Origin of the sequence: Phaeobacter piscinae, from assembly GCF_002407245.1 — a bacterium.
GTDB classification, from domain to species: domain Bacteria; phylum Pseudomonadota; class Alphaproteobacteria; order Rhodobacterales; family Rhodobacteraceae; genus Phaeobacter; species Phaeobacter piscinae.
This window is the reverse complement of record NZ_CP010681.1, coordinates 421,055-434,727: the sequence shown is the minus strand read 5'-3', so window position 1 is coordinate 434,727 and position 13,673 is coordinate 421,055. Positions and strand designations below refer to the sequence as shown.

Annotated in this window: 14 protein-coding genes and 1 riboswitch; of the genes, 1 reads left to right on the top strand and 13 read right to left on the bottom strand. The window is 59.4% G+C overall.

Annotation, left to right across the window (positions count from 1 at the left end):
* Positions 1–3: 3 nt before the first annotated feature.
* The 12 genes from cmk to miaB form a co-directional block, all read right to left on the bottom strand.
* Positions 4–609, bottom strand: coding sequence for a (d)CMP kinase (gene cmk / locus phaeop14_RS02000; protein WP_040180445.1), 606 nt, complete (start codon positions 607–609; stop codon positions 4–6).
* Entirely contained in the window at positions 606–1,955 is a 1,350-nt protein-coding gene (gene aroA, locus phaeop14_RS01995) for a 3-phosphoshikimate 1-carboxyvinyltransferase (protein WP_096788603.1), read from the bottom strand. Before aroA ends, cmk begins: the two co-directional genes overlap by 4 nt.
* A gap of 133 nt (positions 1,956–2,088) precedes the next feature.
* A complete protein-coding gene (gene trmB / locus phaeop14_RS01990; RefSeq protein ID WP_096788602.1) occupies positions 2,089–2,853 on the bottom strand; it encodes a tRNA (guanine(46)-N(7))-methyltransferase TrmB in 765 nt (254 codons plus the stop codon).
* Positions 2,854–2,945: 92 nt separating this feature from the next.
* The gene (locus phaeop14_RS01985; RefSeq protein WP_040171749.1) at positions 2,946–3,665 is read right to left on the bottom strand and encodes a COG3904 family protein; all 720 of its coding nucleotides are present in this window, start codon (positions 3,663–3,665) and stop codon (positions 2,946–2,948) included.
* 165 nt (positions 3,666–3,830) lie between these two features.
* Positions 3,831–5,012 (bottom strand): methionine adenosyltransferase, encoded by a 1,182-nt coding sequence (gene metK / locus phaeop14_RS01980; RefSeq protein WP_096788601.1) that lies wholly within the window; start codon positions 5,010–5,012, stop codon positions 3,831–3,833.
* A 6-nt stretch (positions 5,013–5,018) separates the two neighbouring features.
* A riboswitch (SAM-SAH riboswitch) is annotated at positions 5,019–5,067 on the bottom strand.
* A 61-nt stretch (positions 5,068–5,128) separates the two neighbouring features.
* Positions 5,129–6,640 carry an apolipoprotein N-acyltransferase gene (gene lnt / locus phaeop14_RS01975; RefSeq protein ID WP_096788600.1) on the bottom strand — a complete coding sequence of 504 codons (1,512 nt, stop codon included), beginning with the start codon at positions 6,638–6,640 and terminating at the stop codon, positions 5,129–5,131.
* Positions 6,637–7,536: a hemolysin family protein gene (locus phaeop14_RS01970; RefSeq protein ID WP_040171029.1), complete on the bottom strand. Its 900-nt coding sequence runs from the start codon at positions 7,534–7,536 to the stop codon at positions 6,637–6,639. The genes lnt and phaeop14_RS01970 overlap by 4 nt, the downstream gene beginning before the upstream one ends.
* 5 nt (positions 7,537–7,541) lie before the next feature.
* Positions 7,542–8,072: an rRNA maturation RNase YbeY gene (gene ybeY / locus phaeop14_RS01965; RefSeq protein ID WP_096788599.1), complete on the bottom strand. Its 531-nt coding sequence runs from the start codon at positions 8,070–8,072 to the stop codon at positions 7,542–7,544.
* A gap of 122 nt (positions 8,073–8,194) precedes the next feature.
* Positions 8,195–9,202 carry a PhoH family protein gene (locus tag phaeop14_RS01960; RefSeq protein WP_096788598.1) on the bottom strand — a complete coding sequence of 336 codons (1,008 nt, stop codon included), beginning with the start codon at positions 9,200–9,202 and terminating at the stop codon, positions 8,195–8,197.
* A 153-nt stretch (positions 9,203–9,355) separates the two neighbouring features.
* On the bottom strand, positions 9,356–9,652 hold the full coding sequence (locus phaeop14_RS01955) for a hypothetical protein (protein ID WP_096788597.1): 297 nt from the start codon (positions 9,650–9,652) through the stop codon (positions 9,356–9,358).
* Positions 9,653–9,663: 11 nt separating this feature from the next.
* Positions 9,664–10,224: an OmpA family protein gene (locus phaeop14_RS01950; RefSeq protein WP_096790198.1), complete on the bottom strand. Its 561-nt coding sequence runs from the start codon at positions 10,222–10,224 to the stop codon at positions 9,664–9,666.
* A gap of 214 nt (positions 10,225–10,438) precedes the next feature.
* Positions 10,439–11,764, bottom strand: coding sequence for a tRNA (N6-isopentenyl adenosine(37)-C2)-methylthiotransferase MiaB (gene miaB, locus phaeop14_RS01945; RefSeq protein WP_040180449.1), 1,326 nt, complete (start codon positions 11,762–11,764; stop codon positions 10,439–10,441).
* 143 nt (positions 11,765–11,907) lie between these two features.
* Between miaB and phaeop14_RS01940 the strand changes: the two genes are divergently transcribed.
* Positions 11,908–12,777 (top strand): glycosyltransferase family 2 protein, encoded by an 870-nt coding sequence (locus tag phaeop14_RS01940; protein WP_192870580.1) that lies wholly within the window; start codon positions 11,908–11,910, stop codon positions 12,775–12,777.
* Positions 12,778–12,816: 39 nt separating this feature from the next.
* Here the strand turns inward: phaeop14_RS01940 and phaeop14_RS01935 are convergent, their stop codons facing one another.
* The gene (locus tag phaeop14_RS01935) at positions 12,817–13,614 is read right to left on the bottom strand and encodes a phytanoyl-CoA dioxygenase family protein (RefSeq protein ID WP_096788595.1); all 798 of its coding nucleotides are present in this window, start codon (positions 13,612–13,614) and stop codon (positions 12,817–12,819) included.
* Between the last annotated feature and the right edge of the window lie 59 nt (positions 13,615–13,673).

The window sequence follows — 13,673 nt, the reverse complement described above, 5'->3', positions numbered from 1 at the left end:
AGGCTAGCGCCGCGCATCAATCGCCGCTATGGCCATCGCCACGGCCTCATCAATCGTGAGAGCACTGGTATCAATCAGCACTGCATCGCTGGCAGGTTTCAACGGCGATTCCGAGCGGTTGGTATCGCGTGCGTCCCGCGCCTTAACATCTTCCAGAACTTCGGCATAGCTGGTGGGATTGCCCGCTGCCATCAACTCCTGCAAGCGGCGCTGCGCACGGACTTCGGCGCTGGCTGTCACGAAAAGCTTGGCCTGCGCGCGCGGGCAGATCACCGTGCCGATGTCCCGCCCGTCCAACACCGCCCCGCCTGCCCGGCGGGCAAAAGCCCGCTGAAAATCAACTAGCGCCGCGCGCACCTCAGCAATCACCGCCACTTTGGATGCGGCCTGTGCCACCTGCGCTGTGCGCAGTTCTGGCCGTTCAAGATCATCCGGCAGCAGCGCAAGGGCGGCCTCTATCGGCTTATCCCCGGCAAGCATCCGCGCGCCAACCGCGCGGTAGAGCAGGCCCGTATCCAGATGGCCAAATCCGAAATGGGCCGCAACCGCCCGAGAAATCGTGCCCTTGCCAGCGGCAGCCGGGCCATCAACTGCAACGGTAAAACTCATGCCGTTGTCTCTAGCCGCGCCCCCAGCGTGGTCATCAGCCGGGTGAAGATCGGGAACGACGTAGCAATGGGCGTGCCATCATCGACAGTCACGGATTTCTGGGCTCCCATACCCATCACCATGAAAGACATCGCGATCCGGTGGTCAAGGAAGCTCTCGCAGGTGCCTCCGCCGGGGACACCTTCCGGGCCCAGACCGGTAACGGCCCACCAATCCTCCCCCTCTTCAACCATCACGCCATTTGCGCGCAACCCCCGCGCCATCGCGTCGATCCGGTCACTTTCCTTTACCCGCAGCTCCTTCACGCCGGTCATCATGGTCTTGCCCGTCGCAAAGGACGCGACCACCGAAAGCACCGGATATTCATCAATCATCGAGGCCGCGCGCTCCGGTGGGACGTCAATCCCCTTCATATCGGGCGAGTAGCGCGCGCGCAGATCCGCGACCGGCTCACCGCCCTCTTCGCGCATATTTTCAAAGGTCAGATCCGCGCCCATATCCCGCAGGGTATAGAACAACCCTGCCCGCGTCGGGTTGAGACCAATCCCGGGTACCAGCACATCAGACCCCGGCGTAATCAGTGCTGCACAGACCGGAAAGGCAGCGCTCGAGGGGTCACGCGGCACCGCGATGACCTGCGGTTTCAGCTCAGGCTGCCCGGTCAGTGTGATGACCCGGCCTTCATCCGTATCCTCGACAGTGATCTCGGCGCCAAACCCTGCCAGCATCCGCTCAGAGTGATCGCGGGTTGCCTCTTTTTCGATCACAACTGTCTGCCCCGGAGCATTCAAACCGGCCAGAAGGACCGCGGATTTCACCTGCGCGGAGGGCACGGGAACCGCATAGCGCACCGGTGTCGGCTCAGCAGCACCAACAATTGTCATAGGCAGACGCCCACCGGAACGACCAACAGACTGGGTCCCAAACAGGGCGAGCGGATCGGTTACCCGCGCCATTGGTCGTTTGTTGAGGCTGGCATCCCCTGTGAAGGTAACCGTGATAGGAGAGGTCGCCATAACCCCCATGATCAGGCGCACACCAGTGCCGGAGTTGCCGCAGTCGATCACCTGGTCCGGTTCCGCCAGCCCACCAACGCCCACACCATGCACAGACCAATTGCCGCCACCGTGATTGATGACCTCCGCCCCCATGGCCTGCATCGCCTTGGCCGTATCCAAGACGTCTTCGCCCTCAAGCAGGCCCGAAATCTTGGTCTCCCCCACGGCCAGCGCGCCCAGGATCAGCGAGCGGTGCGAGATTGATTTGTCGCCCGGAACCTCGGCAATGCCGGTCAGCGGATCCGCGCGGTGCGAGGTCATCGGGATGGGCGTACCGTGTCCGGACATGAGGAGCCTTTCGAAATGCTAGCGTTCACAATTGGACTACCCAATCGCTTGGTGTCGGTCCAGCGTGTTTTCCCATTGCCGCCACGCCCCGCAAGATATTGCACCACGCACAGAGCAACGTCAGGCAGCAGGATCAGAGGCGACGGAATGTCATATAATGAGGCGTACGGCCTTCGCGCAGGGCCTTTTGCTCATAGCGGGTCGAGATCCAGTCATCCCAAGCCACGCGCCAGTCATCCGGTCCCTCTGCCAGCCACTCGAACCCGGCCTGCGGCACCTCTTCCATGGTCTGGCGAACGTAGTCGGGAATATCCGTAGCCACCCGAAAGATCGCGCCCGGTTTCAGGCATTTTGCGAGGGGTGCCAGATGTTCCTGCGTGACAAAACGGCGCCGATGGTGGCGCGCCTTTGGCCAAGGATCAGGGTAGAGTAGAAACGCACGCGAAATCGACTGCTCCGGCAAGACATCCATCAGGTCACGGGCATCGCCGGGATGGACCTTGATATTATCCGCCCCTGCACGGCGGATTTTGCCCAGCAGCATTGCGACGCCGTTGATATAGGGTTCCGCACCGATGATGCCGACATCCGGGTTCGATTTGGCCTGATGCACCAGATGCTCACCACCGCCAAAGCCAACTTCCAGCCAGACGTCGCGCCCGCCGAACATGTTCTGCAGATCCAAGGGTGTACGATCCGGGTTCACATCCCAACCCACCGCGCCGGGGCTGAGCGAGGCCAGATCCTCGTCAATATAGCGCTGCTGGCTGTCTTTGAGCTGTTTGCCCTTCAGGCGCCCGTAGAAGTTACGCCAAGGCGCACCACTCTGATGTTTATCAACCGCGTTGGGCCGACTATCGCCGGAGGGCGCCTGGTTGTGTTTGGTGTCATCAGACATCGGGGATTTTTCCTATCGAGCGTTCAAAACCTGGCCGCCCCTCTGCCCGATGCAGCGGTCTGGGTCAAGCCAGCCACCGCGACGCCCCCGCTCTAGGGGGTCTCGCGCAGCACCCCCGCCGCCATCAGACGCAGCCGGGTCGGGTACCAGACATCCTCGGGGTTGGTTTTCAGCGTCTCAATCGCAAAGGCCGGATCCACACCGCGCTGCATCATATACTTTAGATGGCGAAAAACCTCTGACTGCGTATCACGGTAAATCCAGGTCCCGAATTCAAACGGTGTGGCCCAGTTTTCATCCTTGCGCCACAGGCGATAATAGCTCTGCACCGCTTTCGGTGCCCAGTCGCGCTGATGAAAGCCAATCTTCGACCCGAGGGTCATCTGACGTCGATTGCCGGCCAAGAAGATATCAACACAGGCGCTGATGCATTCTCCGACCACCCAGGTATCCAGCGCGTGATCCTGAACAATATCAGCGATCGACTCACCCGCGTAGACACTGCCTCCCCCACTGTTCAGCTGGAGCCGCGTTATGGCGGGGTTGGCATCCAGAATATCGCGAAAGGGTTCGATATCATCATCGCTGATTTCACCGGTTTCTGCGTGCTGCGTGCCATCAACCTCCTGCGCAACCAGATTGTCTGTATCGTAGATCAGCGTTGTCCCATCAATTTTGAACTTGGGTGGAAGCGTTTGCCGAGCCTGCGCCACATGCGGTATCAACGAGACTGCCAGCACACAGGCCAATCCCCACAGCGCAAGCCGCCGACACGCGCGCAGGTGCAGGATGAACCAGCAGCGAGACCCCATCAAAGTCAGCTCCATAACATTGCAATTACAGAACTATACTGACCGCAAAATACCCGGATCTCCAAGTGCTTTGCACATCTGAAACCGCCGGATGTGGCGCCCAAACGAAAAAAGGCGGGGACACCCCCGCCTGTTCTCAACACAAATTGGACATATGGAACTGGGTCAGATCGCTTTTGTCAGCGCCTCAACCAGATCAGTCCGCTCCCAGCTGAAACCGCCATCAGCATCCGGCTCGCGACCAAAATGACCATAGGCCGCGGTGCGTTCATAGATTGGCTTGTTCAGCCCAAGGTGATGGCGAATACCGCGCGGCGTCAGATCCATAATCCGATCAATCGCCGCCTCAATCCTGGCCGCATCCACATCGCCCGTACCATGGGTATCGGCGTAGATCGACAGCGGTTTGGCAACGCCAATCGCATATGACAGCTGAATCGTGCATTTATCTGCAAGCCCCGCCGCCACAACATTCTTGGCAAGATAGCGCGCCGCATAAGCCGCTGAGCGGTCAACCTTGGTCGGATCCTTGCCGGAGAATGCTCCGCCACCATGAGGGGCTGCACCGCCGTAGGTGTCGACGATGATCTTGCGCCCGGTCAGACCCGCATCCCCGTCCGGACCACCAATAACGAATTTACCGGTTGGATTGACGTGCCAGACGGTCTCATCGGTCAACCAGCCTTCAGGCAGGGTCTCGTGGAAATAAGGTTCTACGATGGCGCGGATGTCGTTGGAGGTCAGCGTCTCGTCCAGATGCTGGGTCGACAGCACCAGCGAGCTGACACGCACCGGTTTGCCATTCTCATAGACCACCGAAAGCTGCGATTTCGCATCCGGGCCCAGCGTCGGCTCGGTGCCGTTCTTGCGCACCTCAGCGAGGCGCCGCAGGATTGCATGGCTATACTGAATCGGTGCAGGCATCAGTGCGGGTGTTTCATTGGTCGCGAAACCGAACATGATACCCTGATCACCTGCGCCCTCTTCCTTGTCGGCAGCGGCATCGACGCCTTGGGCGATATGGGCGGATTGCTCGTGCAGCAGGTTGGTGATCTCCACCGTCTCATGATGGAACTTATCCTGCTCGTAGCCGATGTCCTTGATGCAGGCGCGGGCGATCTCATCGATGCGGCCCATGTAATCGTGCAGTTTGTCCTGATCCGACAAACCCACTTCCCCCCCAATGACCACGCGGTTCGTGGTCGCAAAGGTTTCGGCCGCGACGCGGGCCTCAGGCTCTTCGCTCAGAAAGGCGTCCAGAACGGCGTCCGAAATACGGTCACAGACCTTATCCGGGTGTCCCTCGGAAACCGATTCCGAGGTGAAAGTATAATTCGTGCGGGTCATGAAAGGTGCTCCGTTGGGTTTAGCCTGCCACGCCAGGAAGCCGTTGTGGCAGTAATCGAACCGCAGTACGCGGGGAGACGTGTGTCGTCAATCTATAATGCCCAGAGGTTAAGCAGCTATGACCCGCGTGCAAGTGTGGTGCTGCGTCGCAGCGCCAGCCCGCCAAGGACGATGCAGAAAAGAAACACCGGCAGATCTCCGGTCTGTGCGTAAAGCGTTCGTGGCAGCGGTGCAGGCAGCACCACATCCAGATAGCCCGCAACGCCCAGAGGCAGGGCGTCCAAAATCCGGCCATAGGGATCAATCATGGCCGAGATCCCGGTATTCGCAACGCGCGCCATGGGCAAGCCCTGCTCAATCGCGCGCATCCGCGCCTGAACCAGATGCTGATAGGGGCCAGAATAGGTCCCGAACCACGCATCATTGGTGATCTGGATCAGCAGGTCTGCCCGCCCCGGTGCGGCATTCACATCCTGCGGAAACACGGCCTCATAGCAAATCAACGGCAATGCCTTTCCCACAGGCAGATCCAAAAGCCGAGGTCCCGGCCCCGCCGCATAGCCCGCCCCGGCCTGCGACGCAAAACCATGCACGCCAAAACGCGCCATCAGATTGCCCGCCGGTATATACTCCCCAAACGGGACCAGATGCGCCTTGTCATAGATCTGGGCAGGAACATTGCTGCCCTCCAGTACAATCGCTGAGTTGTGATATCGCCCATCTGTTCTGCGCTGGATGCCCAACATCACCGGCGTATCCCCTGCGGCAGACACAACCTCATCCAAGACATCTTCGGCGTAGTTCAACATCAGGGGAATCGCCGTTTCCGGCCAGAGGATGAGATCCACCTTCGATCCATCAGCAGCAGGCGCACGCGAGTACTCCAACTGCCGTTCGACAAACGACCAGCGCAGGTCCGGGTGCCATTTCTGATCCTGAGGCGCGTTGGGCTGCACAAGGCGCAGCGTGTGCTCGGTCAGTGCGGCGACGGGTGGTTTGGGCAGAAACACCACGATGGCACCCACTGCAATGACCGGCAGCAGCGCAGCCACCGGGCGGTGGCGGATCAAGCCAAGTGGCACGGTGGCACCCAAGGTCAGGAGACTCAGGCCATGTGATCCGATCCAAGGCAGCAACTGCGCAGCTGGGGTATCGATCCAGAACTGCCCGAAAGCGGCCCAAGGCAGGCCGGTCAGGACATAGGCCCGCGCGAACTCCGCCAGCGACAGCACAGCGATGAGCAACAACAGCCTAGCTGCCCCTTGCCCAAACCGCACCGCAACACCAAATGCCAGTGCCCAAAACAGCGCCAACCCGCCCGCAAGGCCCAGAACTGCAAAAGGTGCCATCCAGGCATAGCGGTCTGCATCAATCTGAAATGGCTCGTAGATCCAGACCATGCCGACGGAAAAGTAGGCCGTTCCCAGCAACCAGCCAAACAGCGCGCCTTGGCGGGGCGAAGACGCCTGAAGCAGCTGATATCCAGCCACACCAAGGCATAGCGGCACCAACCAAAGCGCGTGAAATGGCGCCAATGCAAACGCCAGCAACCCGCCCGCTGCGACAGCGGTAGTAGCAGGTAGGAACGCGGGCCGAAGGCTGGTCGCCGACCAGACCGTAGTGGTCATCCCGAACAATCCGGCAGCCGCACCCGCAGTCGCTTGATACGGCGCGGATCAGCGTCCATGACCTCAAACTCAGGCCCATCCGGGTGCTGGATCACCTCGCCCCGGGCAGGTACGCGACCAGACAGCATGAAAACCAATCCGCCAAGGGAATCGATTTCCTCACCGTCCACATCCTCGTGGCTTGTCAGCGACCGGCCGATTTCATTCTCGAATTCATCCAGTGGGGTACGGGCCTGTGCGACGTAGCAGCCCTGCTTCTCGCGAAACCAGGTCTGATCCTCACCGGCATCATGTTCATCCTCAATCTCGCCGACAACCTGCTCGATCAGGTCCTCGATGGTCAGTAGGCCGTCGACTCCGCCATATTCATCAATCACCAGCGCCATGTGGCGCCGTTCGGCCTGCATCTTGGTCAGCAGAACACCAATTGTCATCGACGGCGGCACGAACAGAAGCGGTCGCACCATGCCTTCGAGACCGAAATCCGCCTCGGTGCCGTTGAAGCCATGCATCAGGGCGAAATCTTTGAGATGGACAAAGCCAATGGGCGTATCCAGCGTGCCCTCATAGACGGGAATCCGGGTAAAACCGCTTTCGCGAAAAATCTGAACCAGTTCATCCTTGGGTGTGGAAACCGGGATCGCGACAATCTCCGCTGCGGGAATGGCCACATCCTCGACCCGCAGGCGGCGGAGGTTGATCATCCCATGCGGCTGGTTCGGCAGACGCTTGTCCGGACCGGTAGTCACGTCGCCTTCAGTCTCTGCCGGGGCGAAGGAGCCGAAAATTCGCCCCAGAAACCCCGTTGATTGTGCAGCCGCGACACTGTTGTCAGCGCTGCCCTTGTTCTCCAGCGCGCCCTGCGCTGCGTTAGAACTTCCGTCTATATCGTCCATCGTTCCTATCCGATACGCCCCTGATTGGGACTGTCATCCAAAGTATATGGGTCATCGATACCCATTTTGCCAAGTATCTGCACCTCAAGACGTTCCATCAAAGTGGCGTCAGGGTCACGAATGTGATCGTAACCCAAAAGATGCAACACTCCGTGAACGATCAAATGACGCAGATGATCCGCCAAAGGTTTGCCTGCATCTTCTGCCTCGCGTGTACAGGTCTCATAGGCAATCGCAATATCACCCAGCGGGATTTCGCCAGTAAAATCCGCCTCAGGCAGCAGCGGCTCGTCGCCCGCCTCCTCTGGCGAAAGATCCTCCGCGGGCCAGCTGAGCACATTTGTAGGCTTCGCCTTCTGGCGAAACTCAGTGTTCAGCTCCATGATCCGTGCGTCATCGCAAGCCAGCAGAGACAGCTCGCAATCGTCAACATCCAGACCAAAATGCCCAAGCACCGCATGGATCGCCTGTTCCGCATATGTGATGAGGTCGGCGTCCTGCCAACGGCTGTCATCTAGGGAGATGTCGAGGGTCATTGTTCAAATCTCACAACCAAGGCTGTCCGCAGTCGCATGCGATGTCGGCGCGGGTTCCATATGTCAACACCGTGGAACCCGGCCTCATACTATCCAACAAGATCAATCCGTGACGAATGTGATCAGGCGGGTTTCTCATCCGCCTCATAGGCCTCGATGATGGCGGCCACAAGCGGATGCCGCACCACGTCGCGCGACGTGAAGTAATTGAAGCTCACCTTGGGAATGCTGCTCAGCAACCGTTCGGCATCTGCCAGCCCTGATGCGACCCCGCGCGGCAGATCGACCTGGCTGCGGTCGCCAGTGATCACCATACGCGATCCTTCGCCCAGACGCGTCAGAAACATCTTCATCTGCATCGTTGTGGCATTCTGCGCCTCGTCCAGCACGACAAAGGCATTGGACAGCGTGCGACCGCGCATAAAGGCCAGCGGGGCAATCTCGATCTGTTTTTCTTCCAACAGCTTCGCCAATTGCTTACCCGGCAGAAAATCGTTCAGCGCATCGTAGAGCGGCTGCATATACGGATCGACCTTGTCCTTCATATCGCCAGGCAGATACCCAAGCTTCTCGCCAGCCTCTACGGCGGGACGGCTAAGGATGATCTTGTCGACATGGCCAGTGATGAACATGCTGACCCCAACCGCGACAGCCAGATAGGTCTTACCGGTACCGGCCGGACCGATGCCAAATGCCAGCTCATGTTCGAACAGAGACTGAACATAGGCTTTTTGCGCATCGGTGCGTGGCTCGACCAGTTTCTTGCGGGTCTTGATCTCGACCTTGCCCCCCCGGAACATCTCCAGCTGGCTGCCGGGGTCGGCGACCTGTTCCTGCCCCATCCGCAGCTCGCGATCAATGTCGCCGGCCTCTACGCTTCGACCAGTTTCCAACCGATCATACAGTGCGGCCAGAACTGCTGCCGCCTGGTCGCGCGCGGCTTCTTCGCCCAGCACCGAAAGCTGGTTGCCACGCCGGACGATCTGCACACCGAGCTTTTGCTCAAGCGTCGCAAGATTGCGGTCGTATTCGCCGCACAGATCAATCAACAGTCGGTTGACGGGAAATTCAAGCAGCGCCTCGTGGGAGGCATCCTGCTCCTGCGATGGGGTCAAAGTGCCAATGGCCAATCCGGTCTCCTGTCTTTGACGGTGTTCTCTCAGTGTGCCCCTCGACTCGCCCCGGCGCAAGCTGCGCATCCGCAATTTCACGCGATTGAAACAAAATGGCCGCCCCGAGAGGGCGGCCAGCAGCTTGGGTTTTGAACATCCGGGCTGATCCGATCAGATCGGATCCTCAACGCTGGAGCCTGATTTGAACGGACCAACTGCAGTATTTGGTGGTGCAACGCCAGAACACACCGGACGCCCATCCGGCGCCAGACGTTGCGACAGATAGCCTTCCACACCGTCGTCGATGATCCAGTGATCACAGCCGGTAGGATCCACCCAAATCCCAGCCTTTAACTGAGAGAGATCCTTGCTGTCGAAACCGCGATCCACGGTCTTGTCGACCTTTTCGTCACAGGCCGCGAGACCAATCGCCACCGATGCCAGCAACGCTGCTTTAATGAATGACATAGACGTGCTCCTCAGCGCAGGCAGATGATTTCAACGCGGCGGTTCTGCGCCATATTGGCGGCAGAATCATTGGGTACGCGCGGATCGCGTTCGCCGTAGCCGCGCGCCTCAAGGATGCGCGCGCCGGCCGATTGGCCGACCTTAGCAACCGCATTTGCCCGGCGCTGAGACAGGCGCATATTGTACTCATCCGATGCACGACTGTCGGTATGGCCGGTAATGATGAACGAACCCGCATTCGCGGATTGAAAAAACTCTCGCAGGCGCTGTTGCCCTGCGGCGCTGATGTGATGCCTGTTGGTGGCAAAGAACTGATCGCTGGGCATCACGCCGCAGATATTGCCCCGGCGGCAAACCGGTTTTCCGTCGCGGGTAACATGCGGAGTCATAAACCCTTCGGCGCCATCATCCATCACCCAGTGCTCACAACCGTCGGGGTCCACCCAGATGGTAGGCACATAGCTCTGGCCGATCACAACGCCGACGCCTGCATCCTGCGCCATCAACGCACCAGCGCTCAGGCAAATGGTCGCGGCAGCAGCAGAAAGAACCCCGCCCAGCTGTTTCGTCAGTGATTTCAACACACCCAAATTCCCTTCACCAGTCGTTCGCAGGCGCACCCCAAGCATGCGGCAAGAGCCACTTGCGGATCAGTCCCGCAATATTCGCAGGTATAGGACGCAAATTGCAATCATTTGCTTAAGGAAATCAGAAGTTTCACGCCACCGTAGCAGGATTGAGACCATGGCGCGGTCGACGCGGTACCAGCCGTTACCACACCGCCAGTTACTTTTCGATCAGCGCACCCGCCAGCGAGTTGGCCCCGGAGGACAGGATCCGCACCCGGGCGAGATCCCCGATGGCCCGGTCACAATCCGCGACATGGACCGCATGCAGATAGTCGGATTTCCCGACCATCTGACCCGGGAAACGCCCTGCCTTCTCAAACAACACGGTGACGTCACGGCCTACCATGCTGTCCTGAACCTCACGCTGCTGTTTCGTCAGCAGAGCCTGCAGTCGCTGAAGCCGGTCGTCAGCGGCCGCGGGGTCGACCTGCGCGCGCTCTGCTGCCGGGGTGCCGGGGCGGGTGGAGTATTTAAAGGAATAGGCGGTGCCATATTTGACCTCCTCCACCAGATCCAAAGTCGCCTGAAAATCCTCTTCGGTCTCTTCCGGGAAGCCGACGATGAAATCGCCGGAGATCAGGATATCAGGACGCGCGGCGCGGATGCGCTCGATCAGCCGCAGATAGCTTTCGGCGGTATGCGCACGGTTCATGCGCTTCAGGATCTTGTCGGACCCCGCCTGCACCGGCAGGTGCAGATAGGGCATCAGTTTGGCACAGGTGCCATGCGCCTCGATCAGGTCGTCCTGCATATCATTGGGGTGCGATGTGGTGAAGCGGATGCGCTCCAACCCATCGACCTTGTCCAGCTCCCAGATCAGCTGTGCCAGCGTCATATCCCCGTTGGGGCCGGCGCCATGGTAGGCATTCACGTTCTGGCCCAACAGGGTGATCTCTCGCACGCCGCGTTCGACCAGATCCTGCGCCTCTCGCAGGATACGATCTGCCGGGCGCGAGACCTCGGCACCACGGGTGTAGGGCACCACGCAGAAGGCGCAGAATTTGTCGCAGCCTTCTTGCACCGTCAGAAACGCGGTCGGCCCGCGCTTGGCCTTGGGGCGGTTCTTCAACTTCTCGAATTTGTCTTCCTCAGGGAAATCGGTGTCCAGCACCTTTTCGCCGGTCCGCGCCTTGGCTTCCATTTCTGGCAGGCGGTGATAGCTTTGGGGGCCAACCACCAGATCAACCAGCGGCTGACGACGCATGATTTCCTGTCCCTCGGCCTGCGCAACGCAGCCTGCGACGCCGATCTTCAGATCCGGTTTCTCCGCCTTCAGCCCCTTGAAGCGGCCCAGTTCGGAATAGACTTTTTCCGCGGCCTTCTCCCGGATGTGGCAGGTGTTCAGCAGGATCATATCCGCATCATCAGGCGATTTGGTTTCAACATAGCCTTCGCCGCCCAGCGCCTCGGCCATGCGTTCACTGTCATAGACATTCATCTGACAGCCATAGGTCTTGATAAACAGCTTCTTCGGGGCGCTCATGGGGACAACCTTTTCAGCGGAGGGGTCGCAACAGCGGCGTGGCATAGCCGGAAACGGCTCTGCTTGCAATGCCGCCCCGATTACCCGATTTTAGCAGCAACCGCCAGATAAGGGCGTCGGCAGAGAGCAGTAGGCAATCGGATATGATGCATTCATCACTCGAGGGATTTCTCGAACATGCCAAAACGGCCCTGACAAAAGGGCCTGTCGCCCTGATCTTTGTCGAAGACAAGGTTGAGATCGCAACAACCCTGCGCCACCACCTTGATCTAGGCTTCGCGACGGTCGTGGTGTTTATGCCCGATGCCTTTGATATCCCCTATGATCTGGAAACACGTATCGAGCGTGTGCCGTATGATTGCAGCAGGCGGGATGCCGTGTTCGATGCGATAAACAAAGTCATAGCGGCGGCCGCACCCGGATGTTGGCTCTACTACTGCTACAACGCCGAATACCTGTTCTATCCCTTCTGCGAGAGCCGGAACGTTGTGGAACTGCTGGGCTTTCATGCTGAAGAACGCCGTGACGCAATGCTGAGCTATGTCATCGATCTCTATGCCGGGGATCTTGCGGCGGCGCCGAATGGGGTTTCGCTTGACACCGCGCATCTGGACAAATCCGGCTATTACGCCCAATCGCGCAACGATCCGCAGACGGGTCACCCGCTGGACCGTCAGCTGGATTTCTACGGCGGCGTGCGCTGGCGGTATGAGGAACACATTCCGGCCGCCAGTCGCAAGATCGACCGGATTTCGCTATTTCGCGCCAAACCTGATCTGCACCTGTTCGACGATCACCGCTTTAGCGAGCCGGAGTACAACACCTACGCCTGCCCCTGGCATCACAATCTGACGGCGGCCATCTGCTCGTTTCGGACAGCAAAGGCGCTGAAGCGCAATCCCGGGTCCTCCTTTGAGATTGATAACTTTCGCTGGCACAATTCTGCTCCGTTTGACTGGCACTCGCGCCAGCTTCTTGATCTGGGGCTGATGGAACCGGGGCAGTGGTTCTGAAGGTCTGAGCCGGCACATCAGCCCAGACCCAGATATCCATCAGCGCTGCAACAGAACCGGGAACCAATCCTCGCGCAGAATCTGACCCGGCGTCATCTCATGGCCGGGATATGGCGGCGACGTGGGTCCAGGGCGTTCGATGTAGCGCGCATCATCTCCCACAAGACGCAGCGAAAAGGCACGACGACGGGAGCGGCTGGTATTGGCGCGTGCTCCATGCAGGGTGCGATAATTGAATGCGACCGCATCACCCGGCTGCATCTCCCATTCTTTGACTGTCATGCCCTCAGCATCTGGATCCGGAACCGACATGTATTGCCCCTCATCGGCAAAGAACCCTTCTTCAGACACCCACCGTGTCGGCAGGACCTCTTTCTCCCACCGGTGAGAGCCCGCGACACAGCGCAGTGATGCATCCGTGACCGGGTCAAGCGGCGACCAGAAGCTTATGGTCTGCCGGCCTTCAACAAAATAGTAGGGACCATCCTGATGCCAGGGTGTCGCCATGGAGGTGCCCGGTTCCTTCACCAGAACATGATCATGAAACATCTGAACGCGTTTGGACTGCATCAGATCTGCTGCAATATCGGCGACGGGTGAGTGTTTGATCGCCTCCTCAAACTGCGGGATTCGGGTCCAGTTGCAATAGTCGTCAAAGAAGCGCCCTGTCTGGCCCTTCTTTTCGTTGTTAGAGGCATAGGGGCCCGGCTCAGCCATATTGGCCTCCACGCCGTCACGGAGCAGCTCCACCTGATCCGCGAAAAGCCCGCGTATCAGCACCACGCCGTCGCGTTGGAACTGATCGATATGATCCTGAGTGATGAGGGGATGAGGCATGGGGATTGTCCTTGGGATCAAAATCTGGGCTGCGACGGCGGGCGCTTTGGCCCGCTTGC

Bases quoted from the DNA above. Each gene is read 5' to 3' on its own strand.
- cmk (WP_040180445.1), bottom strand. From the start codon at position 609: ATGAGTTTTACCGTTGCAGTTGATGGCCCGGCTGCCGCTGGCAAGGGC.
- aroA (WP_096788603.1), bottom strand. From the start codon at position 1,955: ATGTCCGGACACGGTACGCCCATCCCGATGACCTCGCACCGCGCGGAT.
- trmB (WP_096788602.1), bottom strand. From the start codon at position 2,853: ATGTCTGATGACACCAAACACAACCAGGCGCCCTCCGGCGATAGTCGG.
- phaeop14_RS01985 (WP_040171749.1), bottom strand. From the start codon at position 3,665: ATGGGGTCTCGCTGCTGGTTCATCCTGCACCTGCGCGCGTGTCGGCGG.
- metK (WP_096788601.1), bottom strand. From the start codon at position 5,012: ATGACCCGCACGAATTATACTTTCACCTCGGAATCGGTTTCCGAGGGA.
- lnt (WP_096788600.1), bottom strand. From the start codon at position 6,640: ATGACCACTACGGTCTGGTCGGCGACCAGCCTTCGGCCCGCGTTCCTA.
- phaeop14_RS01970 (WP_040171029.1), bottom strand. From the start codon at position 7,536: ATGGACGATATAGACGGAAGTTCTAACGCAGCGCAGGGCGCGCTGGAG.
- ybeY (WP_096788599.1), bottom strand. From the start codon at position 8,072: ATGACCCTCGACATCTCCCTAGATGACAGCCGTTGGCAGGACGCCGAC.
- phaeop14_RS01955 (WP_096788597.1), bottom strand. From the start codon at position 9,652: ATGTCATTCATTAAAGCAGCGTTGCTGGCATCGGTGGCGATTGGTCTC.
- miaB (WP_040180449.1), bottom strand. From the start codon at position 11,764: ATGAGCGCCCCGAAGAAGCTGTTTATCAAGACCTATGGCTGTCAGATG.
- phaeop14_RS01940 (WP_192870580.1), top strand. From the start codon at position 11,908: ATGATGCATTCATCACTCGAGGGATTTCTCGAACATGCCAAAACGGCC.
- phaeop14_RS01935 (WP_096788595.1), bottom strand. From the start codon at position 13,614: ATGCCTCATCCCCTCATCACTCAGGATCATATCGATCAGTTCCAACGC.